Annotated in this window: 24 protein-coding genes and 4 tRNA genes; 4 read left to right on the top strand and 24 right to left on the bottom strand. The window is 45.8% G+C overall.

The genetic code is table 11. The features are described 5' to 3' along the window. The first annotated feature begins 121 nt into the window (after nucleotides 1–121). Complete coding sequence (locus ACUHGC_RS06450) at nucleotides 122–1,552, top strand: alanine/glycine:cation symporter family protein (protein ID WP_446834785.1); 1,431 nt, start codon at nucleotides 122–124, stop codon at nucleotides 1,550–1,552. 79 nt (nucleotides 1,553–1,631) lie between these two features. Here ACUHGC_RS06450 and ACUHGC_RS06445 read toward each other — a convergent pair whose 3' ends face one another. From ACUHGC_RS06445 to ACUHGC_RS06370, 16 genes are all read right to left on the bottom strand, one after another. Then, nucleotides 1,632–3,281, bottom strand: coding sequence for a SulP family inorganic anion transporter (locus ACUHGC_RS06445; protein ID WP_446834784.1), 1,650 nt, complete (start codon nucleotides 3,279–3,281; stop codon nucleotides 1,632–1,634). Between the two features lie 179 nt (nucleotides 3,282–3,460). Next, nucleotides 3,461–3,536, bottom strand: a tRNA-Lys gene (locus tag ACUHGC_RS06440). A gap of 23 nt (nucleotides 3,537–3,559) precedes the next feature. Continuing rightward, nucleotides 3,560–3,635, bottom strand: a tRNA-Lys gene (locus tag ACUHGC_RS06435). A gap of 33 nt (nucleotides 3,636–3,668) precedes the next feature. Further along, nucleotides 3,669–3,744: transfer RNA gene (locus ACUHGC_RS06430), tRNA-Lys, on the bottom strand. A 25-nt stretch (nucleotides 3,745–3,769) separates the two neighbouring features. Next, nucleotides 3,770–3,845, bottom strand: a tRNA-Lys gene (locus ACUHGC_RS06425). Between the two features lie 214 nt (nucleotides 3,846–4,059). Next, complete coding sequence (gene pal, locus ACUHGC_RS06420) at nucleotides 4,060–4,518, bottom strand: peptidoglycan-associated lipoprotein Pal (RefSeq protein WP_446834783.1); 459 nt, start codon at nucleotides 4,516–4,518, stop codon at nucleotides 4,060–4,062. A gap of 12 nt (nucleotides 4,519–4,530) precedes the next feature. Continuing rightward, complete coding sequence (tolB, locus tag ACUHGC_RS06415) at nucleotides 4,531–5,838, bottom strand: Tol-Pal system beta propeller repeat protein TolB (protein WP_446834782.1); 1,308 nt, start codon at nucleotides 5,836–5,838, stop codon at nucleotides 4,531–4,533. Between the two features lie 37 nt (nucleotides 5,839–5,875). Beyond that, nucleotides 5,876–7,033, bottom strand: coding sequence for a cell envelope integrity protein TolA (gene tolA / locus ACUHGC_RS06410; protein ID WP_446834781.1), 1,158 nt, complete (start codon nucleotides 7,031–7,033; stop codon nucleotides 5,876–5,878). Nucleotides 7,034–7,053: 20 nt separating this feature from the next. Beyond that, nucleotides 7,054–7,476 (bottom strand): colicin uptake protein TolR, encoded by a 423-nt coding sequence (gene tolR, locus ACUHGC_RS06405; RefSeq protein ID WP_084256506.1) that lies wholly within the window; start codon nucleotides 7,474–7,476, stop codon nucleotides 7,054–7,056. A gap of 46 nt (nucleotides 7,477–7,522) precedes the next feature. Then, nucleotides 7,523–8,212, bottom strand: a complete 690-nt coding sequence (tolQ, locus tag ACUHGC_RS06400; RefSeq protein ID WP_446834780.1) for a protein TolQ — start codon at nucleotides 8,210–8,212, stop codon at nucleotides 7,523–7,525. 34 nt (nucleotides 8,213–8,246) lie between these two features. Next, complete coding sequence (ybgC, locus tag ACUHGC_RS06395; protein WP_446834779.1) at nucleotides 8,247–8,642, bottom strand: tol-pal system-associated acyl-CoA thioesterase; 396 nt, start codon at nucleotides 8,640–8,642, stop codon at nucleotides 8,247–8,249. A 251-nt stretch (nucleotides 8,643–8,893) separates the two neighbouring features. Continuing rightward, nucleotides 8,894–9,781, bottom strand: coding sequence for an IS256 family transposase, variant Zn-binding type (locus tag ACUHGC_RS06390; RefSeq protein WP_446834810.1), 888 nt, complete (start codon nucleotides 9,779–9,781; stop codon nucleotides 8,894–8,896). A gap of 184 nt (nucleotides 9,782–9,965) precedes the next feature. Beyond that, entirely contained in the window at nucleotides 9,966–10,253 is a 288-nt protein-coding gene (gene ybgE / locus ACUHGC_RS06385; RefSeq protein WP_446834778.1) for a cyd operon protein YbgE, read from the bottom strand. Between the two features lie 2 nt (nucleotides 10,254–10,255). Further along, nucleotides 10,256–10,354: a CydX/CbdX family cytochrome bd oxidase small subunit gene (locus tag ACUHGC_RS06380; protein ID WP_431051384.1), complete on the bottom strand. Its 99-nt coding sequence runs from the start codon at nucleotides 10,352–10,354 to the stop codon at nucleotides 10,256–10,258. An 11-nt stretch (nucleotides 10,355–10,365) separates the two neighbouring features. After that, entirely contained in the window at nucleotides 10,366–11,502 is a 1,137-nt protein-coding gene (cydB, locus tag ACUHGC_RS06375) for a cytochrome d ubiquinol oxidase subunit II (RefSeq protein WP_446834777.1), read from the bottom strand. 14 nt (nucleotides 11,503–11,516) lie between these two features. Next, complete coding sequence (locus tag ACUHGC_RS06370) at nucleotides 11,517–13,067, bottom strand: cytochrome ubiquinol oxidase subunit I (protein WP_446834776.1); 1,551 nt, start codon at nucleotides 13,065–13,067, stop codon at nucleotides 11,517–11,519. Between the two features lie 552 nt (nucleotides 13,068–13,619). On the opposite strand from ACUHGC_RS06370, the gene ACUHGC_RS06365 reads away from it, so the two are divergent. Next, nucleotides 13,620–13,907: a DUF5339 domain-containing protein gene (locus tag ACUHGC_RS06365; RefSeq protein WP_446834857.1), complete on the top strand. Its 288-nt coding sequence runs from the start codon at nucleotides 13,620–13,622 to the stop codon at nucleotides 13,905–13,907. Nucleotides 13,908–13,929: 22 nt separating this feature from the next. Here the strand turns inward: ACUHGC_RS06365 and ruvB are convergent, their stop codons facing one another. From ruvB to aspS, 7 genes are all read right to left on the bottom strand, one after another. Then, on the bottom strand, nucleotides 13,930–14,937 hold the full coding sequence (gene ruvB / locus ACUHGC_RS06360) for a Holliday junction branch migration DNA helicase RuvB (RefSeq protein ID WP_446834775.1): 1,008 nt from the start codon (nucleotides 14,935–14,937) through the stop codon (nucleotides 13,930–13,932). 20 nt (nucleotides 14,938–14,957) lie between these two features. Next, entirely contained in the window at nucleotides 14,958–15,569 is a 612-nt protein-coding gene (gene ruvA, locus ACUHGC_RS06355) for a Holliday junction branch migration protein RuvA (protein WP_446834774.1), read from the bottom strand. Nucleotides 15,570–15,635: 66 nt separating this feature from the next. After that, nucleotides 15,636–16,229, bottom strand: a complete 594-nt coding sequence (gene ruvC, locus ACUHGC_RS06350; protein WP_446834773.1) for a crossover junction endodeoxyribonuclease RuvC — start codon at nucleotides 16,227–16,229, stop codon at nucleotides 15,636–15,638. Between the two features lie 69 nt (nucleotides 16,230–16,298). Beyond that, nucleotides 16,299–17,039 carry a YebC/PmpR family DNA-binding transcriptional regulator gene (locus tag ACUHGC_RS06345; protein ID WP_446834772.1) on the bottom strand — a complete coding sequence of 247 codons (741 nt, stop codon included), beginning with the start codon at nucleotides 17,037–17,039 and terminating at the stop codon, nucleotides 16,299–16,301. A gap of 25 nt (nucleotides 17,040–17,064) precedes the next feature. Then, complete coding sequence (locus tag ACUHGC_RS06340) at nucleotides 17,065–18,228, bottom strand: hypothetical protein (protein ID WP_446834771.1); 1,164 nt, start codon at nucleotides 18,226–18,228, stop codon at nucleotides 17,065–17,067. After that, complete coding sequence (gene nudB / locus ACUHGC_RS06335) at nucleotides 18,221–18,673, bottom strand: dihydroneopterin triphosphate diphosphatase (RefSeq protein WP_446834770.1); 453 nt, start codon at nucleotides 18,671–18,673, stop codon at nucleotides 18,221–18,223. The genes ACUHGC_RS06340 and nudB overlap by 8 nt, the downstream gene beginning before the upstream one ends. A gap of 3 nt (nucleotides 18,674–18,676) precedes the next feature. Beyond that, complete coding sequence (gene aspS / locus ACUHGC_RS06330; RefSeq protein ID WP_446834769.1) at nucleotides 18,677–20,446, bottom strand: aspartate--tRNA ligase; 1,770 nt, start codon at nucleotides 20,444–20,446, stop codon at nucleotides 18,677–18,679. A gap of 259 nt (nucleotides 20,447–20,705) precedes the next feature. On the opposite strand from aspS, the gene ACUHGC_RS06325 reads away from it, so the two are divergent. Further along, entirely contained in the window at nucleotides 20,706–21,062 is a 357-nt protein-coding gene (locus ACUHGC_RS06325; protein WP_446834768.1) for a type II toxin-antitoxin system RelE/ParE family toxin, read from the top strand. Between the two features lies 1 nt (nucleotide 21,063). After that, entirely contained in the window at nucleotides 21,064–21,375 is a 312-nt protein-coding gene (locus ACUHGC_RS06320; protein WP_446834767.1) for a helix-turn-helix domain-containing protein, read from the top strand. Nucleotides 21,376–21,449: 74 nt separating this feature from the next. Here ACUHGC_RS06320 and ACUHGC_RS06315 read toward each other — a convergent pair whose 3' ends face one another. Beyond that, a complete protein-coding gene (locus ACUHGC_RS06315; protein ID WP_446834766.1) occupies nucleotides 21,450–22,583 on the bottom strand; it encodes a porin in 1,134 nt (377 codons plus the stop codon). Nucleotides 22,584–22,596 lie beyond the last annotated feature (13 nt).

Genomic DNA, 22,596 nt, shown 5'->3' with positions numbered 1-22,596 from the left:
AAATGCCGTCTCAAGTGCGGTTTGTAATTGACTTATAACCGCACTTTGCTAGTATTTCTGCCGCCAAGTTCTTATTCCATTTAATTATTTTAAATACGATAACAATATAACAAGGAACCTTATGGACACAATACATACTATCTTTAATACCATCGACACTCTGACATGGGGCTGGGCGTTGATCCCAATGCTGATTATCTTCGGATTATTTTTTACTGTGGTGAGCGGTTTTGCCCAGTTCAGCTACTTTGGGCGGATGTTCAAATTCCTGCGTACTGACAAAAACACCAATGATCCGAACGCGATTAGCGGCAGACAAGCACTGTTCGTTTCTATTGGCGGGCGTGTCGGCGGCGGCAATATCGCCGGTGTTGCAGTTGCCATTTCCCTCGGCGGCCCCGGTGCCGTATTCTGGATGTGGGTTGTCGCTTTAATCGGTATGGCGACCAGCATTGTCGAATGTACCTTGGCGCAGCTGTATAAGCACAAAACCTCAAACGGTCAATTCCGTGGCGGCTCAGCCCGTTTTATTCTACACGGTTTAGGCGCTAAATATCGTTGGATGGCAATCGCCTATTCAATCTGTTTAATGTTGTCTTTCTCAGTTGGTTTTAACGCGTTCCAAGGCAATACGGTTGCTGGTGCGGTGTTAGACAGTTTAGAAATCGAACGGATGTGGACCGGTCTTTTATTGGCGATTATCGGCGGCATCATTATTTTCGGCGGGATCACGCGTATTTCTAAAGTTTCCGACATCATCATTCCAATTATGGCATTTGTCTATATCTTCATGGCATTAGCGGTGATTGTTTTAAATATCACTGAAATCCCAGCGTTAATCATTGATATTGTAAAAAATGCATTCGGTATCGATTCTGTTGTCGGTGGCGGCATGGGCGCTGCCATTGCACAGGGAATGCGTCGCGGTTTATTCTCGAATGAAGCAGGTCTTGGTTCCGTGCCGAATGTGGCGGCAACCGCAGACGTTAGCCACCCGGTCAGCCAAGGGATCGCACAATCTCTGTCCGTTTTTATCGACACCATTATTATCTGTAGCTGTACTGCGTTTATTATTTTGCTAGGCGATGTGTATACCCCGGGTGCCGCAATCGACGGCGTGGTGTTGACTCAACAATCTTTAGTTGGACATTTCGGCGAGTGGGCAAAATACTTACTGACGTTTTCGATTTTGCTGTTCTCATTCAGCACAATCATCTATAACTACTATCTTGGTGAAAATGCGTTGAGCTTCCTGTTCTACGGTAAAAAAGAACAGTTCCCGATTTTAGTATTGCGTTGTGTGGTGATTGCGGTGCTGTTCCTTGGTGCAACCGCACCGGGCGCGACAGCAGTATTCTTCTTCTCAGATCCGTTAATGGGCGTGTTGGCACTGCTCAACCTGCTGGCGTTGATTATGCTGTTCCCGCAAGTGATGCGTTTGATGAACGACTATCGCAGCCAACTGAAACAAGGGATTGAAGAGCCGGTTTTCCATGCGGAACAATTCCCGGATTTAGATATTGACCGCGAAGCTTGGAAAACCAAGCAATAAATAATCAAAGTGCGGTTTAACCATCTGCACCGAGAACGGATGAAAACCCGTTTACGGTGCAGATTTTTTATTGCTCGAATTAACCTTCCATCTGTTTTAATTCGTTTTGGGCGGTGCGCAGTGCGTCGTCAAACAGCTTAAACACATTGTGTTCACCCACTAGCTGTATAATCCCACCACGACGTAATTTTTGCGTTACATTATGATTGGCGCCCGACAACATCACAGTAACGCCCTGTTTTTGAAAATTAGTGATCACATTTTCCAAACTTTGGATTCCGGTCATGTCGATAAACGGCACCCATTTCAGGCGAATGATCAGATAGTTCGGATAAGTCTGGCTGTCGGACAGCGCGCGATCAAAGTTTTCCACCGCACCAAAGAAAAACGGCCCGTCGACGGTAAAAACCAATAAATCTTCCGGTAAGGCTTGTTCGCCGGTTCTCGCCAACAGATCCGCCTGAGAAACGCGCTTCACTTCAACACTGCCCGCCATGCGGCGCAGGAACAACAAAGTCGCTAAGATCACCCCGATATTCACCGCCACCACTAGATCGGCAAATACCGTTAAGCCAAATGTAATCAACAAAATTGCGACGTCACTCTTCGGTGCACGTTTGATCATTTTGATAAAACGCTTCGCTTCGCTCATGTTCCACGCCACCACAAACAGAATCGCCGACAGCACCGCCAACGGAATATGCACCGCTAATGGCGCCAGCACCAGTAAAATCACAATCAGCGTAATGGAGTGAACAATGCCGGAAATCGGGCTGGTCGCACCGTTGCGAATGTTGGTCGCGGTGCGCGCAATCGCGCCGGTCGCAGCAAACCCGCCAAAGAGCGGTGCGGCAATATTGGCGATACCTTGCCCGACCAATTCTTGATTAGAATTGTGTCGCGTACCTGCCATACCGTCGGCAACCACTGCAGACAGCAGCGATTCGATTGCGCCTAACATCGCGATAGTAAATGCCGGTCCGATCAATTCGATCATTTTGGTCCAACTCAGGGTTGGCAATTTAAATTCAGGCAGCCCTTGCGGAATGCCGCCAAACGCCGTACCGATTGTTCTAACGCCTTCAAATTGAAAAACGAACTGGGTAATACTGATCACCAGTAACGCAATCAACGGACCGGGAATTCGCTTACAACCGGGAATTTTGTTGCTATACAACACCAATAACAATGCCGACACCGCTAAAAGTGCGGTCATCGGATGAAATTGAGGAAAAACCTGAATTAAATGAAATAATTTTAAGTGGAAATGTTCGCCGCTGACAGCCGGCAAACCAAAAAAATCCTGCCATTGCCCAACCCAGATAATCACCCCAATCCCGGCAGTAAAACCGACAATCACCGGCGAGGGAATATATTTGATAATTGCGCCCATGCGGGTTAAGCCGAATGCTAGCAAAATCACACCCGCCATTAAGGTAGCGACCTGCAAGCCTTCAATGCCGTACTGTGCGGTGATGCCAGACAGCACCACGATAAACGCTCCGGTCGGGCCACTAATTTGCAAGCGGCTACCACCAAATATCGCAGTGCAAAATCCGGCGATGATCGAGGTGTAAATCCCTTGTTCCGGCTTGGCGCCGGAAGCAATAGCGAATGCCATGCCGAGCGGCAAGGCGACAATACCGACGATAATGCCGGCGATAATATTATTTAACCAATGGTTGCGCGTGAATAAACCGCTCTTGAATGCTTCTGTGACGGCGAACATCTGAAAGTGCCTTTTTATAACAATCTTGATAAAGCCTGAGAGCGTATTATATGCCGATTATTCAGGGTGAGCATTAGAACGATAAAAAATTTGCCAGCAAAATCACAGATCTATAAAAATCTGTTAATAGTGTGAATAAAAACGGTGCTGAGATTGTTAAAAATTCGCTTGGATATAGATGGTGGGTCGTGAAGGATTCGAACCTTCGACCAACGGATTAAAAGTCCGCTGCTCTACCGACTGAGCTAACGACCCGGATAGGGTTGCTTAAGTTTAAGTGGTGGGTCGTGAAGGATTCGAACCTTCGACCAACGGATTAAAAGTCCGCTGCTCTACCGACTGAGCTAACGACCCATATTATCGTAATATAGGACATTTAAACTTAAGTGGTGGGTCGTGAAGGATTCGAACCTTCGACCAACGGATTAAAAGTCCGCTGCTCTACCGACTGAGCTAACGACCCACATAAGTGGTTGTTACAAGCTGAATGGTGGGTCGTGAAGGATTCGAACCTTCGACCAACGGATTAAAAGTCCGCTGCTCTACCGACTGAGCTAACGACCCTCGTTTGTAACGAGGCACTATAATACTCATTTTGCGGAAGTTATCAATCAAAAATTGCTATTTTTTTTCCGCTTGCCTGAATTATCTACAATATGCGGGAAAGCGCTTTTATTCCGCTGCAAATATATTCGATAATTCAGCCATCCTAGTGCTAAAACGAAACAACCCCGATAAAATATCGGGGTTGTTTTACAGCTTTAAGCTACGCTACAAATTAGTATGCTAATACCGCACGACGGTTTTTCGCATAATCTGCTTCAGTGTGACCTAAAACAGCTGGTTTCTCTTCACCGTAAGAAACGGTTGAAAGTTGTGAACCAGATACGCCTTTGCCGGTCAGGTAGCTAACAACTGCGTCTGAACGACGTTGACCCAATGCGATGTTGTACTCTGGAGTACCACGCTCATCAGCATGACCTTCAACCAATACTTTGCTTGCCGGTGTTGCAGTCAAGTACAGTGAATGTGCATCCAGAAGTTGTTGGTATTGACCTTCGATGTTGTATTGATCAAAACCGAAGTACACAGTGTTATAGCGCTGTTGTAAATCTTCAGCAGTATAGTTACCGTATAATTGACCTTGAGTAGCAGCAGAATCATCAGAAGAACTGCTACATGCAGCTAATACGAATGCAGGTGCAGCAACCATCAGAACTTTTGCAAGTTTTTTCATTTTAATTACTCCTTAGTTTTTAGTAAGAAACGGAGACCAAGCTGGGAACTTAATTTGTCCGTCCGCACCTGGTAACCTAGCTTTAAAGCGTCCATCAGCGGACACTAATTGTAACACTTTCCCAAGCCCTTGTGTAGAGCTATAAATAATCATAATTCCATTAGGTGAAACACTTGGACTTTCATCCAGGAAAGTTGATCCAAGAACCTCTACGCTTCCCGTTGCCAAGTCTTTTTTGACAATATGATCCGCAGAGATCATGATTAAACTTTTGCCGTCAGAGGTGATCTGACCGCTATAACTTCTGCCGCCCGCGCCAATATAGCTCGCACCGCCGCCATAAGCACTCATCATATAAACTTGTGGGCTGCCGCCGCGATCTGAGGTAAACACAATTGACTGTCCGTCCGGCGACCAGCTCGGTTCGGTGTTGTTGCCTGAGCCGCTGGTCAACTGGGTAACTTGTCCGCTAGCTAAATTGTGCACATAAATATTCAGTTGTCCGTCACGAGAAGAAGCGAAAGCCAAACGTGAACCGTCCGGAGAGAACGCCGGCGCGCCGTTATGGCGCGGTGTCGAAGCGATCACTTTGCGCGAACCGGAACCTAAATCTTGTACAACTAATTGTGATTTGCGGTTTTCAAAGCTCACATAGGCTAATTTTTTACCATCGGCAGACCAGCTCGGCGACATAATCGGCTGAGAACTGCGGTTTACCACAAATTGATTATGACCGTCATAATCAGCAACGCGCAACTCATACGGACTACTTCCGCCGTTACGTTGCACCACATAAGAGATACGCGTTCTGAATGCACCGCGAATACCGGTCAGTTTCTCAAATACTTCGTCACTCACGGTATGCGCGCCGTAACGTAACTGTTTATTATTCGGGATTGAGTAACTGTTTTGCAGCAATACTGCGCCCGCAGCGCCGGAACCGCCGATTGTATCCACTAATTGGTATGCAATATTATAACCGGCTCCGGTTGGGGTGATTTGTCCCACCACAATTTCTGTCAGTCCTAATGCAGCCCATGCTTCAGGGTTCACTTCCGCCGCCGAAGCCGGCGTTTGCGGCATTCTGCTGACCGGAATCGGATTGAACTTACCGCTATTTCTTAAATCAGCAGAAATAATCTCGGCAAGATCCGCCGGTGCGCCGCCTGGTCCGTTCCACTTAAATGGCACAACCGCAATCGGCTGTGCGCTGTCAATCCCTTCGTCAATCACGATACGGACTTCTTCCGCACTCACCACATTACTGATCAACACCAGCACGAATGCCAGTATTGCCGTTATCCGAGTAATATACTTCATTTAAATCCCCTATATTAAGAAATTACCATTGTTGATCTTACTTTAAATCAAAATCAATAATTGGATTTTTATATCGACTGTAAACTGCATCAGAAGGTGCGCGCGGTACTTTTTTGGTATTCGCTACCGCTCTTAAGGCGGAATTACAAATACCATCCGGTCCGGAAATTTTTTGATAATTCAAAATGTTACCTTCCCTGTCTAATGAAATTCTCACACTACAGGTTTTACCGGCAAAGCTGGCATCGCGAATAAAGCGCCGTTGAATCGTACGCTTGATCACGCCCGCATATTCATCACCGGCACGCGCACCGTCTGCACCGCTCACCGTGCCAGCACCACTGCCGGTGGTGCCACCACGGTTTTGGTTGCCTCCACGGCTAGCCGAGCCGCCGCCAATTGTACCGCTGTTCATAAAGTCGTCCAGTGCCGCTTGCTGCGCTGCCTTTTCAGCGGCTGCGGCTTTAGCTTTTGCTTCTGCAGCCGCTTTCGCCTTGGCTTGTGCGTCTGCCTTTGCTTTTGCCTCTGCGACTGCTTTCGCCTTTGCTTCGGCATCTGCCTTGGCTTTAGCTTCCGCAGCGGCTTTGTCTTCTGCCGCAGCTTTTGCCTTCGCTGCAGCGGCTTGCGCTTCCTGTTCGGCTTTTATTTTAGCCGCCGCTTCTAAGCGTTTTGCTTCAGCGTCAGCTTTCAGCTTAGCTTGTTCGGCAATACGCTTTGCTTCCGCTTCTTTTGCAACGCGTTGCTGACGCGCAATTTCCTCTTGCTGTTTTGCTTGAGCTTCTTGCTGTGCTTGTGCCTCACGCCGCTGCTGTTCGCGTTGCGCTTCTTGTTGTTGCCGCTGTTGTTCCGCTTGCTGCTGTTTCTCAAGCTGCTCGCGTTGTTGCTCTAACTGTTGTTGCTGGCGTTGCTGTTCCAATTCTTGCTGCCGCTGCTGTTCAAGCTGTTCCAACTCTTGTCGTTTGGCTTTTTCAACATCGCCTTTTTTCTGCTGTTGAATCCGTCCCCACTCCTGCGCAGCCGATCCGGTGTCTACCATCACCGCCCCCATGACATCGCCTTCACCCCCGCCACCACCGGCAGCGGGCATATATTTATACCATAAGGAACCCAAAATCAGGATTCCGAACAGTAAGCCATGCAAAATGGTAGAAATCAGAACCGCACGGTTTAATTTTTGCTTTTTCTCTGTCTGCACTGCTGATCCCATCTTGATGATTATAAAGGATTGGTCATTAAACCAACAGATTTAATACCGGCAAGATGTAATAAGTTCAACGCCTTTATGACTTCCTCATAAGGCGCTTCTTTGGCTCCGCCGACTAAAAACAAGGTATTATTATCTTTATCAAATTCTTGTTTTGCCATTTCCGTGACCATCTCTTCCGTCAGATTTTCATTGCGCTCACCGTTGATTGCCAGCGTATATAATCCAACCCCGGCGACTTCTAAAATCACCGGAGTTTTATCTTCATTGGAAACAGATTGGCTGTCAACAGAATCCGGCAGCTCCACTTGCACGCTCTGGCTGATAATCGGGGCGGTTGCCATAAAGATCAATAACAGAACCAATAATACATCCAAAAATGGAACAATATTAATTTCCGACTTCATATCACGACGTTTGCGTCTGTATGACATAATATTCCTCTTATTCTTTATGCTACGATGCTACGCTGAACGGAAATCAATCGCTGCTTTTTTTGGCAAAAGCTTGACGATGCAAAATAGTCGTAAATTCATCAATGAAGTTAGCATATTTTTGTTCCAACTTGCTGACGCGCAAACTTAAACGGTTATACGCCATAACTGCAGGAATCGCAGCAAATAAGCCGATTGCGGTTGCAATCAACGCTTCGGCAATCCCCGGCGCAACCATTTGTAAAGTTGCTTGTTTCACGCTGCTCAATGCCATAAAGGCGTGCATGATCCCCCACACCGTGCCGAACAACCCGATATAAGGGCTAATAGAAGCAACTGTTGCCAAAAACGGAATTCGGTTTTCCACTTCTTCAATCTCGCGATTCAGCGTCAGATTCATCGCACGGCTTGTTCCCTGAATAATCGATTCAGGCGTACTGGATGCCGTTTGTTGCAGGCGTAGAAATTCTTTAAAGCCGACATAAAAAATCTGTTCGCTGCCACTTAACCCTTCACGACGGTTATCCATTCCCTCGTAAAGTTTGTTTAAATCTTCACCGGACCAGAAACGATCTTCAAAATTGGCTGATGATTTCAACGCTTGACGCAAAATTCCGCTGCGCTGAATAATAATTGCCCATGACATGATAGAAAAAAGGATCAAGATTGCGATAACAATCTGTACGATAACACTCGCTTCTAAAAAAAGTGCCAAAAAATTTAACTCTGTTGACATCGATAACCCCGATTAGTCCGTCTAAATACAATAATTACTTGCTTGCCAATGCCGTTCTGATTGCATCAGGAATCGGCTCCGGCTTCATTTTCGATAAATTCACTGTTGCAACTAAGACAGTTGCATTTGACAATAATTCATCTTGTCTGAATAATTTCTGTTCAAATACAATACTGGCTTTCTTCATTTGACTGATTTGCGTTTCCACCGTCAAATAATCATCCAATCTGGCGGCAACCCGATAATCGATCTGCATACTGCGCACCACAAAGGCTAACTGATATTGCGCCAGCAATTGCTGCTGTTCAAAGCCCGAATTTCGTAAAAATTCGGTTCTTGCCCTTTCAAAAAAATGCAGGTAACGCGCATGATACACCACACCACCGGCGTCGGTATCTTCATAATACACTCTGATTGGCATCTTTTGCATGACAACCCCTACATGATCTCAAAACCGCTATTATCAAGAATAGTTTGATACTTGTCTAGTGATTGCACTCTGAATTAAAAGAATATTTTTAGGACTGAAAATAAGTGGGAATAAATTTCCAACAGCTTTTCTATTGCTTTGCAATTAAAAAAATACTTAGGAAGGCATAGTAGCCAAAAATGTGGCTGATTTTGAGATCTAAGCTTCTATTAGACATTTTTGTGGCTACTCCTCTTAAAGCGCTAGTTTTTCTAGCTCTTTTTATTCAAAAAATCCTGTATAAACATAATCTTATTCCTTCGGTTTAGTCCATTATGAACGGATAATTTCTGCTTTAAATCCTTAAACAGCCCTTCCAGCCGATTTGTCGTTTTTTCTATCCGTAACTCCGGGTATTTTTCAAAGACAAACAAGTAATCCATATAGCGTTTAATACTGGCATAAGCCCCTCTCAATTTGCGATGTTTATAAGGAAATTTACCCTGATTATCGGGTATATCAGACCGTTCTTCTAAGTAAGCTTTATGCTGCAAAAACCAGTGATGCAAACGGACATAAAAGTCATTTTTGTGACTCTGCTTGAGTGTTTTAACCATTGTTTTCAGTTCCTTTCCGGCAACGGATTTAGGGTTTCTCGTCAGCTTGCGAATCACCATTGCAACAAGGTGAAATTGGCACATTTGGGTTGGCGTATTAAATATATCTTTCAATAAGCCCCGTCGCCCATCGCAAGTAATAGATTGAATAATAAATCCTTTTTTACGCAATCGATTGATGGCTTTGGTATAGTAAATGTCCTTTTCGGTACGAACGATTTGGTGGTAAATCACCTTTTTTGAGCGGGAATCCATTATGACTAATACGCCGAATTGTGGCCCGAAAAAAGTGACATCCATAATAAGATTCAACATTGTGGTTTGCGGTGTGCTGAGTGGCGTTTTAGGGGCTTTTTTCAGGTGCCTTTGGATAGTCCTGACCGAACAATCATAGGTTAACGCAAGCTGCTTATACGTCTGTTTTCCGACGGTGTAATCGTGCCAGATTTGGGCGGATTGAAGGTAATTTGTGTGAGAATATGTCCGTAAACAATCCAAGCATTTATAGCGTTGCTTGCCTGAATTTTTACCGTGTTTTTTAATGTGTTCTGAACCACAGAAATAGCAATTTTTTGGTCATTTTAAAAAATCTCACTTAACGCCTTATTCTATAAGGGATTAAGCGAGATTTCAGCCACATTTTTGTCTACTATGCCCTTAGGAATATAAAGAAAGGAATATGCAAAGTGCGGTATTTTTTTGTGATACCGCACTTTGATCGGTTGTATTACAGTAGATAAATATACGCCAAACCTGATACCGCCGCCAAATAACCAATTAGCGGATTGAAAAATCCTTTCCAACACGTTTTGCGAATCTGCAAGCCAATGCCGTGGATCCACAAAATAGACGTTCCCCAAATCAGAAACAGGGTGAACAGCGGCGCAGGGCCGCCGAACTCTAATGCGAATTTTTTCGCATTAAAGAAAATCGACAACATCAACGCAATGGCGAATATAAATGAAAGGGCTCGATATGAGCCCTTATTAAAAAATTGATAGAGTTGTTCAATCATGGTTACTCATCAAATTTGCCGGTTTTTTCAATGCTGATCGTAACGATAGCTGCAAAGAAAACCGCTAATAACACACCTAAAACCCAAGCTACATAAAACATAATTCTTCCTCTTAGTATAGTGAGTTTTTGTTTTCTTCGATAAAGCTGCTGTCAAGGCGACCAAACATTTTTGCATATGCCCAAATGGTGTACGCCAGCAAAATTACGACGAAAATCAATGTCAATCCAAACATGATCATCAATGTTAAATGACTTGAAGTTGAATCCCACATTAACAAACTGGTATTCGGATTGGTGATCGACGGCATAATGAATGGGAACATTGAAACCCCAAAAGTGAAGATCACGCCTGCCATTGTCAACGATGAGAATAAAAATGCAAATCCTGAACGGTTAGCTTTAGAGAACACGATGTTCAGCAAACCACCTGCAACCGCCAAAATCGGCAGAGCCCATAAAATCGGCATTTCTCTGAAATTATTAAACCAAGCACCAGTCGCTAGCACCACTTCTTTACCCAACGGTGTAGATGGGCCGTTTTTGTCAATCACACTGGTAACAATATAACCGTCTTTGAACAATAGCCAAACACCGGCCAAGACAAAGGTGATTACCGTTGCAAATGCACCGACTTGAGTGATCACACGGGCGCGATCACGCAGTTCTGCAGTGGTTTTCATTTGTAACCATGCCGCACCTTGTGTTGTCAGCATCGATAAACTGACCAAGCCACACAACAATGCAAACGGATTCAATAACTCAAAGAATGAACCGGTGTATTTCACTTGCAAAATATCGTTAAATTCAAACGGAACACCTTGCAATAAGTTACCGAACGCCACACCGAACACCAATGACGGAGCAAAGCCACTGACAAACAGCCCCCAATCCCAAGCAGTGCGCCATTTCGGATTATCAATTTTAGCACGGTATTCCAATCCGACAGGGCGGAAGAATAAGGCGGCTAAAACCAAAATCATGGCGATATAAAAGCCGGAAAAAGAGGTTGCATAAACAATTGGCCATGCCGCAAACATTGCCCCACCGGCGGTTAACAACCAAACTTGGTTTCCGTCCCAATGCGGTGCGATTGAGTTGATCATAATGCGTTTTTCCACTTCTTTTTTACCGGCAAACGGCAACAAAGTTAAAACGCCCATATCAAAGCCATCGGTCACTGCGAAGCCGAGAAGCAGAACCCCAACAAGCAGCCACCAAATAAAGCGCAGAATTTCGTAGTCAATCATGATTAGGCTCCTACTTATTTCGCTGTTTGTTCAAAATGATAACGGCCGGTTTTCAATGAGCTTGGGCCCAAACGTCCGTATTTGAACATCAGATACATTTCTACAACCAGGAAAATTGTGTATAACGCACAGATTAAACCGATTGAGAACCACAGATCGCCGGTTGTTAACGCAGAATTTGAAACACCGACTGGCAACATCTCGTAAATCGCCCATGGTTGACGACCATATTCTGCTAAGAACCAACCGCTTTCAATCGCAATCCACGGCAACGGCAAGCCGTACAGCAAGCCTTTCAACAGTAGCGGACGCGTACCGATTGTTTTGCGTGCGGTTTGGATAAAGGCACAGCTGATCAATAACAACATCAAGCCGCCAGACAACATCATCGCGCGGAATGACCAGAAGGTCGGCCCGACTTTAGGAATGGTGTCACTCGCCGCTTGTTGAATTTGCTCTTCCGTTGCATCAACTACATTGTCGGTATAGGCTTTCAACAACAAACCAAATCCTAAATCTTTTTGATACACTTTAAACAATTCTTTATCCGCTTCCGTTGCATCGCCACTGCGTAATTTTTGCAGTAAATCATAGGAAACCATCCCGTTACGCACACGTTGCACGTTGATCTCACGCAGCTCTTTCAAACCGGTAATTTCTTTTGTCAAAGAGCGGGTTGCAATGATCCCTGCGGCATAAGGAATTTGAATTGCAAAATCATTTTTCATTTCGGCTTCGTTCGGAATAATTACCATATTCCAATCGGCGGGTGCCGGTGAAGTGTGCCACTCCCCTTCCATCGCCGCCAATTTTACCGGTTGAGCGTGGCCGATTTCATAACCGGATTCGTCACCCATAATCAATACGGCAATAATCGCAATCATCCCGAAAGAAGATGCAACAGAGAACGAACGTTTGGCAAATCCCAGATCACGTCCTTTCAACAGGTAGTATGAGCTGATCGACAATACAAAAATCGCACCACAAACATAACCTGCTGATAAAGTGTGCAGGAATTTACTTTGTGCAACCGGGTTTAACCACAGATCCATGAAACTGGTCATTTCCATCCGCATGGTTTCGAAATTAAATTCGGAACCGATCGGATTTTGCATCCAACCGTTTGCCACCAAAATCCACATCGCAGAAAGGTTAGAACCGAAAGCCACCAAATAAGTCGCCATCAAGTGTTTGCCTTTGGAAAGTCTGTCCCAACCAAAGAAGAACAAACCGACAAAGGTCGATTCCATAAAGAAAGCCAGCAATGCTTCAATAGCCAAAGGCGCACCGAAAATATCGCCGACGTAATGTGAATAATATGACCAGTTGGTACCGAACTGGAATTCCATTGTAATCCCGGTTGTTACCCCTAACGCAAAGTTAATACCAAATAATTTACCCCAGAATTTGGTCATATCTTTGTACACTTCTTTGCCGGTCACCACATACAGGGTTTCCATGATCACAAGGATAAAAGAAAGCCCTAAGGTAAGTGGAACGAACAAAAAGTGATACAGCGCAGTTAACGCAAACTGCAATCTCGAGAGTTCAACAATATCTAACATCTCAACTCCTTGTATATGCTACAAGTTCCTCTGACATTGATTACATCTGTAATCACCCCATTGACATCTGACAAACGTACCGATGCCATAAAATCGGCTCTCCCAAACACTTATCTAAACGGCCGAAACAACACATTTAGATAAATCTTCAAGAAAGCCCGATTTATCCATGCTTATGATACTCTGTAATTCAAGCATTAAAAACATAAAATTTAATATTTCCGTCACATTTTGGGATATATCTCAAAAATTGCGAAATTTATTCAAATTGACATTTATGATATACATCAATTTATTAAAAAATCGCTATATTTTTATACAGATACCTTATTAATTCAGTAGGATATTAGCCAAATTAGATAAAACTTTACGCTGATTTTATAGACATATTTCTATTCTTTTGCTATGTTGTAGGCAGTTTTTTATATTTAAGAAATATTCTCGTTCAAAGCATGAAAAAATCAGCCGGTTTTTTCATGCTTTTGTGTAGAGTAAACGGAAAGGAAAAGGAAACCCAATATGTTTAAAAAAATCGCTATTGCGACCAGCTTGATGCTGTTTTCCGGCACAGTCGCATTCGCCAATAGTGCCGCGCTGAAACCGGCAGCGGAAAGCGGCAGCATTCCACATCAATGCAATCAACTATTTAACGAAACCGAGCAACTGATCAAAGAAGCGGAAAAACAACCCGGCACCCATACCCAGTTTGCCAATATCAAAAGCAAACTTTCACAAAGCAAAAAACAAATTTTAGCGTTAGAACGTGAAGTACAAATCAAAAGTTGTGACAAAGGCTTAGTCGCACTGAATAACATCAAAAAGCAACAACTTCAGCCTTAATTCTTTATTTCCTTTTCCCGGCTCAAGACTTATCTGCATCCAATCCTAAATGCAGATAAGTTTTAGATGTCGCAATCCGTCCCCTCGGCGTACGCTGTAAATAGCCCTGCTGAATTAAATACGGTTCCAACACATCTTCAATCGTTTCACGTTCTTCACCGATTGCCGCAGCCAAACTGTCTAAGCCGACGGGCCCACCGTCAAAACGTTCGACAACCGCACTTAGCAATTTGCGATCCATATAATCGAAGCCTTTGCCGTCAATATCCAGCATTTTGAGTGCCGCTTGGGCGATCCCCACGCTGATCACGCCGCTGTTTTTCACATCGGCATAGTCTCGCACTCTGCGTAATAAACGATTGGCTATCCGCGGAGTACCACGCGAGCGGCGCGCAATTTCCAGTGCTGCGCCCTCTTCAATCTGCAAGTGCAAACAGTTGGCGCTGCGTGTCACAATCAAGGTTAAATCCATTACCGAATAAAATTCTAATCGTTGCACAATCCCAAAACGATCGCGTAGTGGCGAGGTTAGAGAACCCGCGCGTGTCGTCGCGCCGACTAAGGTAAACGGTGGCAAATCCAGTTTAATCGAACGTGCGGCAGGGCCTTCGCCGATCATAATATCCAGCTGATAATCTTCCATTGCCGGATACAACACTTCCTCAATCGCCGGCGATAACCGGTGAATTTCATCAATAAACAGCACGTCATGCGTTTCCAAGTTAGTCAGCATTGCCGCCAGATCACCGGCTTTTTCCAACACCGGCCCTGAGGTGGTGCGAATATTCACGCCCATTTCATTGGCAATAATATTCGCTAACGTGGTTTTCCCCAATCCCGGCGGGCCGAAAACTAACAGGTGATCCAGGGCATCTTTTCGTAATTTTGCCGCTTGGATAAAAATATCCATCTGCTCGCGTACTGCTTCTTGCCCGACATAATCTTTCAGTAATTTGGGGCGAATCGCACGATCGAGAAACTCCTCCTCGCCAATTGCCGCCGCGCTGATAATTCGATCCGCTTCAATCATACCGCTGTTCTACCTTGTTATTACAATGCGCTTTTTAACGCTTCACGAATCAACTGTTCGCTGTTCAGATCGGCACTTGCAACGCGTTTCACCATTTTTTCCGCATCCAACGGCTTATAGCCCAGCGCAATTAATGCGGCAACCGCGTCATCTTCCGCACTCTCAACCGCACTTGGCAGCAGATCGCCGCTGCCGCTTTGCTGACCAACAAAGAAATCGCTTTTCTTCATATTCACGAATTTGCCTTTGAGCTCCACCAACAGCCGCTCAGCGGTTTTTTTGCCGACGCCGGGAATTTTCACCAGTTTCGACAGTTCTTCACGCTCAATTGCAAACGCAAACTCATCGACCGACATCGCCGACAGAATCGCCAACGCCAATTTAGGGCCGACACCATTGGTTTTAATCAATTCACGGAATAAAGTGCGATCTTGCTTAGTGGCAAAACCAAACAGCAAATGGGCGTCTTCGCGCACCACTAAATGGGTGAACACGGTTGCACTTTGGTTAATCTCTGGTAGATGATAAAAGCTGGTCATTGGCAGTAGCAATTCATAGCCGACCCCTTGCACATCGAGCAGAATTTCAGGCGGCTGTTTTTCCAGTAAAATGCCGTGTAAGCGTCCAATCATCAGGAATTCTCTTTAATCGGTGGATTTAGTGTGCATAGCATAAAATAAAACTGTATAAATAACCAGTTATTTTTCTGCTTTTAAACGAAAACGTCCGCGACTATAGCGAGCTTTTAACATCAGCTCACCACCAGCTGTTTGAAGTGGGGTCGAGGTTTGACTGCTACTAACGGTTTTGGCAATTTGCAACGAATGCTGTAACGAATGGGCGTGGGTGATGGCAATCGCCAACGCATCTGCCGCATCCGCTTGCGGTTGCGCCGACAAATTCAGGATTCGGGTCACCATATGCTGCACTTGGGTTTTATCTGCCGCTCCGCTGCCGACCACGGTTTGCTTCACTAAGCGGGCGGCATATTCAAACACCGGCAAATCTTGGTTCATCGCCGCCACAATCGCCACGCCGCGCGCTTGCCCCAGCTTCAGCGCAGAATCGGGGTTTTTTGCCATAAACACTTGCTCAATGGCAAACATGTGCGGCTGAAACTGGGTGATGATTTCACTCACGCCGGCATAAATCCGCTTTAAGCGCGTCGGCAAATCCTCTACCGAAGTACGAATCGCACCACTGCCGAGATATTCCAACTTGCGCCCGTTTTGCCGAATTACACCATAGCCCGTCACACGTGAACCGGGGTCGATGCCTAAAATAATCGCCATAGATTTCCAGATTATATAAAACGGGCGGATAACAATCCGCCCTGATTTATAAATGACATTTGCCGTAAATTACAACAACGCCGCCACTTCGTCGCTGATTTCACCGTTGTGATACACATTTTGCACGTCGTCACAATCTTCCAACATATCGATCAAACGCAACAATTTTGGTGCGGCTTCGGCATCTAAATCGACGGTGGTCGATGGGATCATGCTGACTTCGGCACTTTCCACTTTAAAGCCCGCCGCTTCAATGCCATCGCGCACGGTGCCTAATTCTTCCCATGCGGTATAGATTTCAAAGCTGCCGTCATCTTGCGGTTGCACATCATCAGCGCCTGCATCAATTGCGGCTTCCATCAGCGCATCTTCATCGCCTTCAGCAATCAAAATTAAGCCTTTCTTACTGAACAGATAGCCTACAGAACCTTCCGTTCCCAAGTTGCCACCACACTTGGTGAAACTTGGACGCACTTGTGAGATAGTGCGGTTTGCGTTATCGCTCAAACACTCAACCATTACAGCTGTACCGCCCGGGCCGTAGCCTTCATATACACGGGTTTCCATGTTGGTGTCATCGCCACCGCCCACACCGCGCTCAATCGCACGGTTGATAGTGTCACGAGTCATGTTGCTGGCTAAAGCTTTATCCACTGCCGCACGCAAACGTGGGTTTGCCGCCGCATCGCCACCGCCGATTTTTGCCGCGGTCACCAATTCACGAATCAATTTGGTAAAAATTTTCCCGCGTTGCGCATCTTGTGCCGCTTTGCGGTGTTTAATGTTTGCCCACTTACTATGGCCTGCCATTGATATTTCCTCTTGTTTTAATGACTTATAATGAAACCTGATACAACATTCCGTTACGCAACAACACCAAAAAGTGCGGTTGGTGCAGCGGAATTAATTTTATAATGTGATCATCAAAGGGAATCGATTCGCGCGCAAAACGCTTCTGCTCCAAATCCCAAATTTTTAGCCGCTGAAAATGATCCGACGGCAACAGCAGTTTACCGCCGAATAACAGCGAAAGATCGCGCTGATATGTACCGATTTTATGGTTGCTCACCCCTTGTGCCAATTGGGTTTGCGCCAAATTTGGCGTGCGCAAATCATAGTCGGTCAGTGTGCCGACTAAGTGCGGTTTCACCACCGATAACAACCGCACTTGATCGCTAATCAACGACAACCAACGGTTCGCTTGCCCAATCGCGTCACTTTCCGCCACAATTTTTAACGCCCCTTGTTCCGCCGCAATCAATGCCGCCCGTGCGCCGTATTGGGCGTTTGAAAGCGTGGTAGCAATCGCTTGCCCTTGTCGATAATTCACGGCTATCGGTGCATTGTCCTCTGCCACATCCAATGCGTTGAGGGTCAATGGCGTAAGTAAATCCCGCAAATCATGCCGTTCCAAATAGCGTATTTGCTTGGCTTCCCAGTCGTCACCCAATATTCCATGCGCATATTCCTGTGTCGGTTGCGAGAGCACGGCAATCTGCGGGCTGTTGCCGTCTAGTGCCACCGCCAGTGGCGTGAGATCCGGCAGCACCTTGAAATCATCACGCACCGCAGACAATCTCAATTCAGGCTCGGACTCAATCCGCGCAATATGCGCGTTTCCATTCTGTTCAATTACCGCGATGGTGGCAAACGCCAACGGTACAAACCCTGATTGTGGGCTAATTTTTATCTTGGATTGAAGCAGGTTACCGTGTTTCAACAACTGAAATTGCCGCGCCCCATTGGTAAACGCAATTTTTCCATAGCCCAATCCTAACGGGCTATCTGTAGCGACATCGCTACTGATTTTTTGCCATTGCGCCTGTTTTTGCCACAATTCGCCGTTCTGCGTCACCACGACCAAACCAACAGTCGGTTCAAACGCCGCGTTTGTAATACGCAAGTGCGGTTGTGGCAAACTCACCGTCTGTAGTTCAACCGCTACCGATGCGAATGACGCAACGAATAGCCACATCAACAGTAATCCAAGATTACGCATCCGCTCTCTCCAATAAGTGCGCCTTAATCGCAGCGGCATTATTCCATGACTTTGTCATTTCCACCGCGCGCGCTGGGCTTACCCAACAATAATCCGAATGCTCGCTCAACCGCACTTCGCGCTCGGTTGGCAACGGCAACAAAAACCAATGCTCGTGGCAATGGGTTACATTTGGGGCATAGCGGTGTCGAAACTGGGGGAAAATTTCAAAATCAATAGTTTGCTGGCAATCTATTAACCTAAGCTGTTGTGCCGCCAAATCAATCCCCAATTCCTCCGCCACTTCTCGTTCTGCTGCTTGAAGTGCGGTTTCATTGGCCTCTAAACTGCCCGAAACCGATTGCCAAAACGCCGAATCATCATTGCGCTGCAACATCAGCACGCGCTTTGTCTCGGTGGCATATACCACCACCAAGATCGATTCCGGGCGTTTAAATTTTGGCATCAATTACGCTTTCGCCTTTGCCACCGTCAACGCCAATTCATTTAGCGCTTGTTGGTTGGCAACGCTTGGCGCATCGGTCATCAAGCAAGCGGCAGCGGTGGTTTTCGGGAAGGCGATCACATCACGGATATTATCGGTGCCTGTTAACAACATGGTTAAGCGATCCAACCCGAACGCTAAGCCTGCGTGTGGTGGTGTGCCGAATTTCAGCGCGTCTAATAAGAAGCCGAATTTCTCTTGTTGTTCTTGCTCGTTAATGCCCAAAATGCTGAACACGGTTTGTTGCATTTTCGGATCGAAAATTCGCACCGAGCCACCGCCCACTTCGTAGCCGTTAATCACCATGTCATATGCATTTGCGACAGCGCTGGTTGGCTCTGCCATTAACTGCTCTGGTGTGAAATCTTTTGGTGACGTAAATGGGTGGTGCATAGCCGCCAATTCGCCCTCGTCGCCCATTTCAAACATTGGGAAATCGATCACCCATAACGGCTTCCATTGATCCAATTGGGTCAAGGCTAAATCTTTGCCGACTTTCAAACGCAATGCACCCATTGAATCGGTCACAATATTGTATTTGTCTGAACCGAAGAAAATAATATCGCCGTTTTGCGCTTCTGTGCGTGCCAAAACCGCACTTAACACTTCAACCGATAAGAATTTGGCAATTGGGCTTTGTACGCCGTCTAATCCGGCGGCAACATCATTGACTTTCAGCCATGCCAAACCTTTTGCGCCATAAATGCCGACAAACTGGGTGTAGTCATCAATTTGCTTACGGGTGAGCGCCGCACCGTTCGGTACACGAAGTGCGGTTACACGCCCTTTCGGATCGTTTGCCGGGCCACTGAATACCTTAAACTCGACTTCTTTCAACAGATCCGCCACGTCAACCAACTCTAATGGGTTGCGCAGATCAGGTTTATCCGAACCAAAACGGCGCATCGCCTCTGCATAGGTCATGATCGGGAATTGCCCTAAATCAACGCCGATCGTCTGTTGCCATAAACCATGCACTAATGCTTCCATCACCTCACGCACTTGTTCAGCGGTCATAAACGAAGTTTCCACATCGATTTGAGTAAATTCAGGCTGGCGATCGGCACGCAAATCTTCATCACGGAAGCATTTCACAATTTGGTAATAGCGATCAAACCCTGACATCATCAGCAACTGTTTGAACAATTGAGGCGATTGCGGCAACGCATAGAATTTGCCTTTGTGTACACGGCTCGGCACTAAGTAATCGCGCGCGCCTTCAGGGGTGGCTTTGGTTAGCATTGGGGTTTCAATATCCAAGAAACCGTTCTCGTCCATAAAACGGCGCACAAAACTGGTGATTTTGGCACGGGTTTTCAAACGCGTTGCCATTTCAGAGCGACGCAAATCTAAATAGCGGTATTTTAAACGCTGTTCTTCGGTGTTATTTTGGTTGAAATCCAGCGGCAACACAGCGGCTGCATTATAGATTTTCAGTGATTTTGCCAACACTTCCACTTCACCGGTTGCCATATCCGGATTAATGTTTTTTTCGGTGCGGGCAATCACTTCCCCTTGAATTTGTACGCAAAATTCGTTGCGCAATGCGCTCGCGGCTTCAAACGCCGCTTGTTGTGCGGGATCAAAAAAGACTTGTACGATGCCTTCACGATCACGCAGATCCACAAAAATCATTGCCCCAAAATCGCGGCGGCGATGAATCCAGCCGCTTAATGTCACTTCCTGTCCGATGTGGCTACGATTCAAAGAGCCGCAGTAATGTGTACGCATCATGTTATGTTCCTTGCTGATTTATTTTGATTATTTTGACGAAGATGAATTAACGAATTATAGCGGAATTTTAGCGCAGAATGAACTGGTTTATAAAAGGGCGGTTTTTGGTGTCTGAACTTTGATTCCGGCACACTCAAAACAGGCTTTGACAGCCCTCTGCTCTACCGCGATTAGAGAATAGAAAATCCGGTTCAGTACCCATTGACTAATAAGTCTTAGCTTATATAATAATGATAACTTAAACCTTATGAGGTGACGAATGCCGTTTACGGAATGGACAATACTGTTTACAACCCAGTTTGAAACCTGGCTGCTTGAACAAGATGAAGACACTCAAGATAGCGTATTAGCCGTATTGCACTATTTAAAACTTGAAGGCCCGATGCTGTCACGCCCGTATTTGGACACCGTAAAAGGATCGCAATACAGCAATATGAAAGAACTTCGTATTCAACATCAAGGCAAGCCCCTGCGAGCATTCTTTGCGTTCGATCCGCTTCGTCAAGCGATCGTGCTTTGCGCCGGTGATAAAAGCAATAACAAACGTTTTTATGAAAAAATGATTCGTATCGCTGATATTGAATTTACCGATTATTTGCAAACTTTGGAGAAATAATATGGTTAAAAAATTGACTACACTTGATGAGATGATGGCAAGTCTGCCACCACAAAGACAGGCTAAAATTAAAGAGATGACCGATGAACTGGTACTTGAAGCCGGTTTAGCCATGATTCGTGAGGATCTCAATCTTTCACAAAAAACCATTGCCGAAAATCTCGGCATTTCACAGCCTGCCGTTGCTCAGATTGAACAACGCGGAAATGAAATCCGGCTTTCTACATTAAAACGCTATGTTGAATCAATGGGTGGAAAGCTCAGCCTTACCGTGCAAATGCCGACCGGCGATAGCAAAATTTTTACTGTTTGATTCTAAAATCCACCGCTTAAAAACCGCACTTTACTTTTTACAACAAAGTGCGGTCATGATTAATGGTTCAACGCTTACCAATACACCCGTAAGCCGATGACAGCCACTTTATCTTTGCTGTCGATGGTTTTCGTGTCGTTGGCATTGTAGGTTTTGGCGTGGAGATATTGCCCTTCTAAGAATGTTTTCACTCGGAATGGTTGATCGGCACTCGCGCGGATTAAGGTATATTCCGTGCCGACCATGTACTTATTGCGTTTCACTTTAGCATTTGCCAAGGTGTCGCTTTCACGTTTGGTGGTGTGATAGCCGTATTGAGTGTAGATATTCCAATCTTTGGTTAAACGATGAAATACCAGCGCTCGCACTTCGCGGTCGGTGGTGCGACGCAGATCGCCTGTATTGCTAACTTGTTGATTGGCGATAATGCGTTGATCCAAATCCAGCGCCAGTGTAGTGTCGGCAATGGTATAAGCCGAGCCGAAAGAATAAACGCCACGGCTGTAGCTTGAACCGTTAGCATTTTCATAACGCTCACGATCGGCGCCGACCGCCAAGGTGACTTTTTGATCGTCAGCCAAATCAAATTTATAAATTGCCGCACCGCCGTAGCTGTCAATCCGACGGTTGCTGCGCGCGGTCATATTGGAATTGCGATCGGAATCAAATCCGTAGAATGCTGCTAAAGTCAGCCCCGGTACGCCTTTATATACATACTGCAAGGAATTGCGTTGTGTGGTGTTGTAGTAGCCGTCGGAGATGCTGAGGGTGTTCGGCAAGTCGGTTTGTTTGACGTAATCGGTATATGCAAGTTGATGACCGTAGGTCAGTTCGCCGTATTGTTTATGCCCGATTCCGGCAAACGCATAATGGGTGTAAAGGTGATCGAAATCGTGCTGAGAATTGGAACGTCCGTAGCTGTCTGCACCGCGAGCACGGAATTGCATCCGACCGAGCGCATAAAAATCATTGCCGAGTTGCTGGGTAATTTTAAACCCTGCACGCGAACCGTTATTTTGCACCGGCTTATTGATGTGTTCTTTGCTTTCATCAGTTTGCGTTTCGGTTTTATTTGATGTGCTTGTCCATTTCAAGCGCAGCGAACCGTCCAGCTCTAATTTGGTGTCGTTATTGTCATAAACGGTGTAAGCCTGCGCCGCACCGCCGGTTAACGCGACGAGCGCCGCAGCCAAAGTCAGTTTTTTCATCATCGGTTCCATT

Source organism: Testudinibacter sp. P27/CKL/0425 (assembly GCF_052931395.1).
This window is presented reverse-complemented; position numbering and strand designations above follow the sequence as displayed.

Coding starts and splice junctions, on each gene's coding strand:
- ACUHGC_RS06450 (WP_446834785.1), top strand. CDS start 122: ATGGACACAATACATACTATCTTTAATACCATCGACACTCTGACATGG.
- ACUHGC_RS06445 (WP_446834784.1), bottom strand. CDS start 3,281: ATGTTCGCCGTCACAGAAGCATTCAAGAGCGGTTTATTCACGCGCAAC.
- pal (WP_446834783.1), bottom strand. CDS start 4,518: ATGAAAAAACTTGCAAAAGTTCTGATGGTTGCTGCACCTGCATTCGTA.
- tolB (WP_446834782.1), bottom strand. CDS start 5,838: ATGAAGTATATTACTCGGATAACGGCAATACTGGCATTCGTGCTGGTG.
- tolR (WP_084256506.1), bottom strand. CDS start 7,476: ATGTCATACAGACGCAAACGTCGTGATATGAAGTCGGAAATTAATATT.
- tolQ (WP_446834780.1), bottom strand. CDS start 8,212: ATGTCAACAGAGTTAAATTTTTTGGCACTTTTTTTAGAAGCGAGTGTT.
- ybgC (WP_446834779.1), bottom strand. CDS start 8,642: ATGCAAAAGATGCCAATCAGAGTGTATTATGAAGATACCGACGCCGGT.
- ybgE (WP_446834778.1), bottom strand. CDS start 10,253: ATGATTGAACAACTCTATCAATTTTTTAATAAGGGCTCATATCGAGCC.
- ACUHGC_RS06380 (WP_431051384.1), bottom strand. CDS start 10,354: ATGTTTTATGTAGCTTGGGTTTTAGGTGTGTTATTAGCGGTTTTCTTT.
- cydB (WP_446834777.1), bottom strand. CDS start 11,502: ATGATTGACTACGAAATTCTGCGCTTTATTTGGTGGCTGCTTGTTGGG.
- ACUHGC_RS06370 (WP_446834776.1), bottom strand. CDS start 13,067: ATGTTAGATATTGTTGAACTCTCGAGATTGCAGTTTGCGTTAACTGCG.
- ACUHGC_RS06365 (WP_446834857.1), top strand. CDS start 13,620: ATGCTGTTTTCCGGCACAGTCGCATTCGCCAATAGTGCCGCGCTGAAA.
- ruvB (WP_446834775.1), bottom strand. CDS start 14,937: ATGATTGAAGCGGATCGAATTATCAGCGCGGCGGCAATTGGCGAGGAG.
- ruvA (WP_446834774.1), bottom strand. CDS start 15,569: ATGATTGGACGCTTACACGGCATTTTACTGGAAAAACAGCCGCCTGAA.
- ruvC (WP_446834773.1), bottom strand. CDS start 16,229: ATGGCGATTATTTTAGGCATCGACCCCGGTTCACGTGTGACGGGCTAT.
- ACUHGC_RS06345 (WP_446834772.1), bottom strand. CDS start 17,039: ATGGCAGGCCATAGTAAGTGGGCAAACATTAAACACCGCAAAGCGGCA.
- ACUHGC_RS06340 (WP_446834771.1), bottom strand. CDS start 18,228: ATGCGTAATCTTGGATTACTGTTGATGTGGCTATTCGTTGCGTCATTC.
- nudB (WP_446834770.1), bottom strand. CDS start 18,673: ATGCCAAAATTTAAACGCCCGGAATCGATCTTGGTGGTGGTATATGCC.
- aspS (WP_446834769.1), bottom strand. CDS start 20,446: ATGATGCGTACACATTACTGCGGCTCTTTGAATCGTAGCCACATCGGA.
- ACUHGC_RS06325 (WP_446834768.1), top strand. CDS start 20,706: ATGCCGTTTACGGAATGGACAATACTGTTTACAACCCAGTTTGAAACC.
- ACUHGC_RS06320 (WP_446834767.1), top strand. CDS start 21,064: ATGGTTAAAAAATTGACTACACTTGATGAGATGATGGCAAGTCTGCCA.
- ACUHGC_RS06315 (WP_446834766.1), bottom strand. CDS start 22,583: ATGAAAAAACTGACTTTGGCTGCGGCGCTCGTCGCGTTAACCGGCGGT.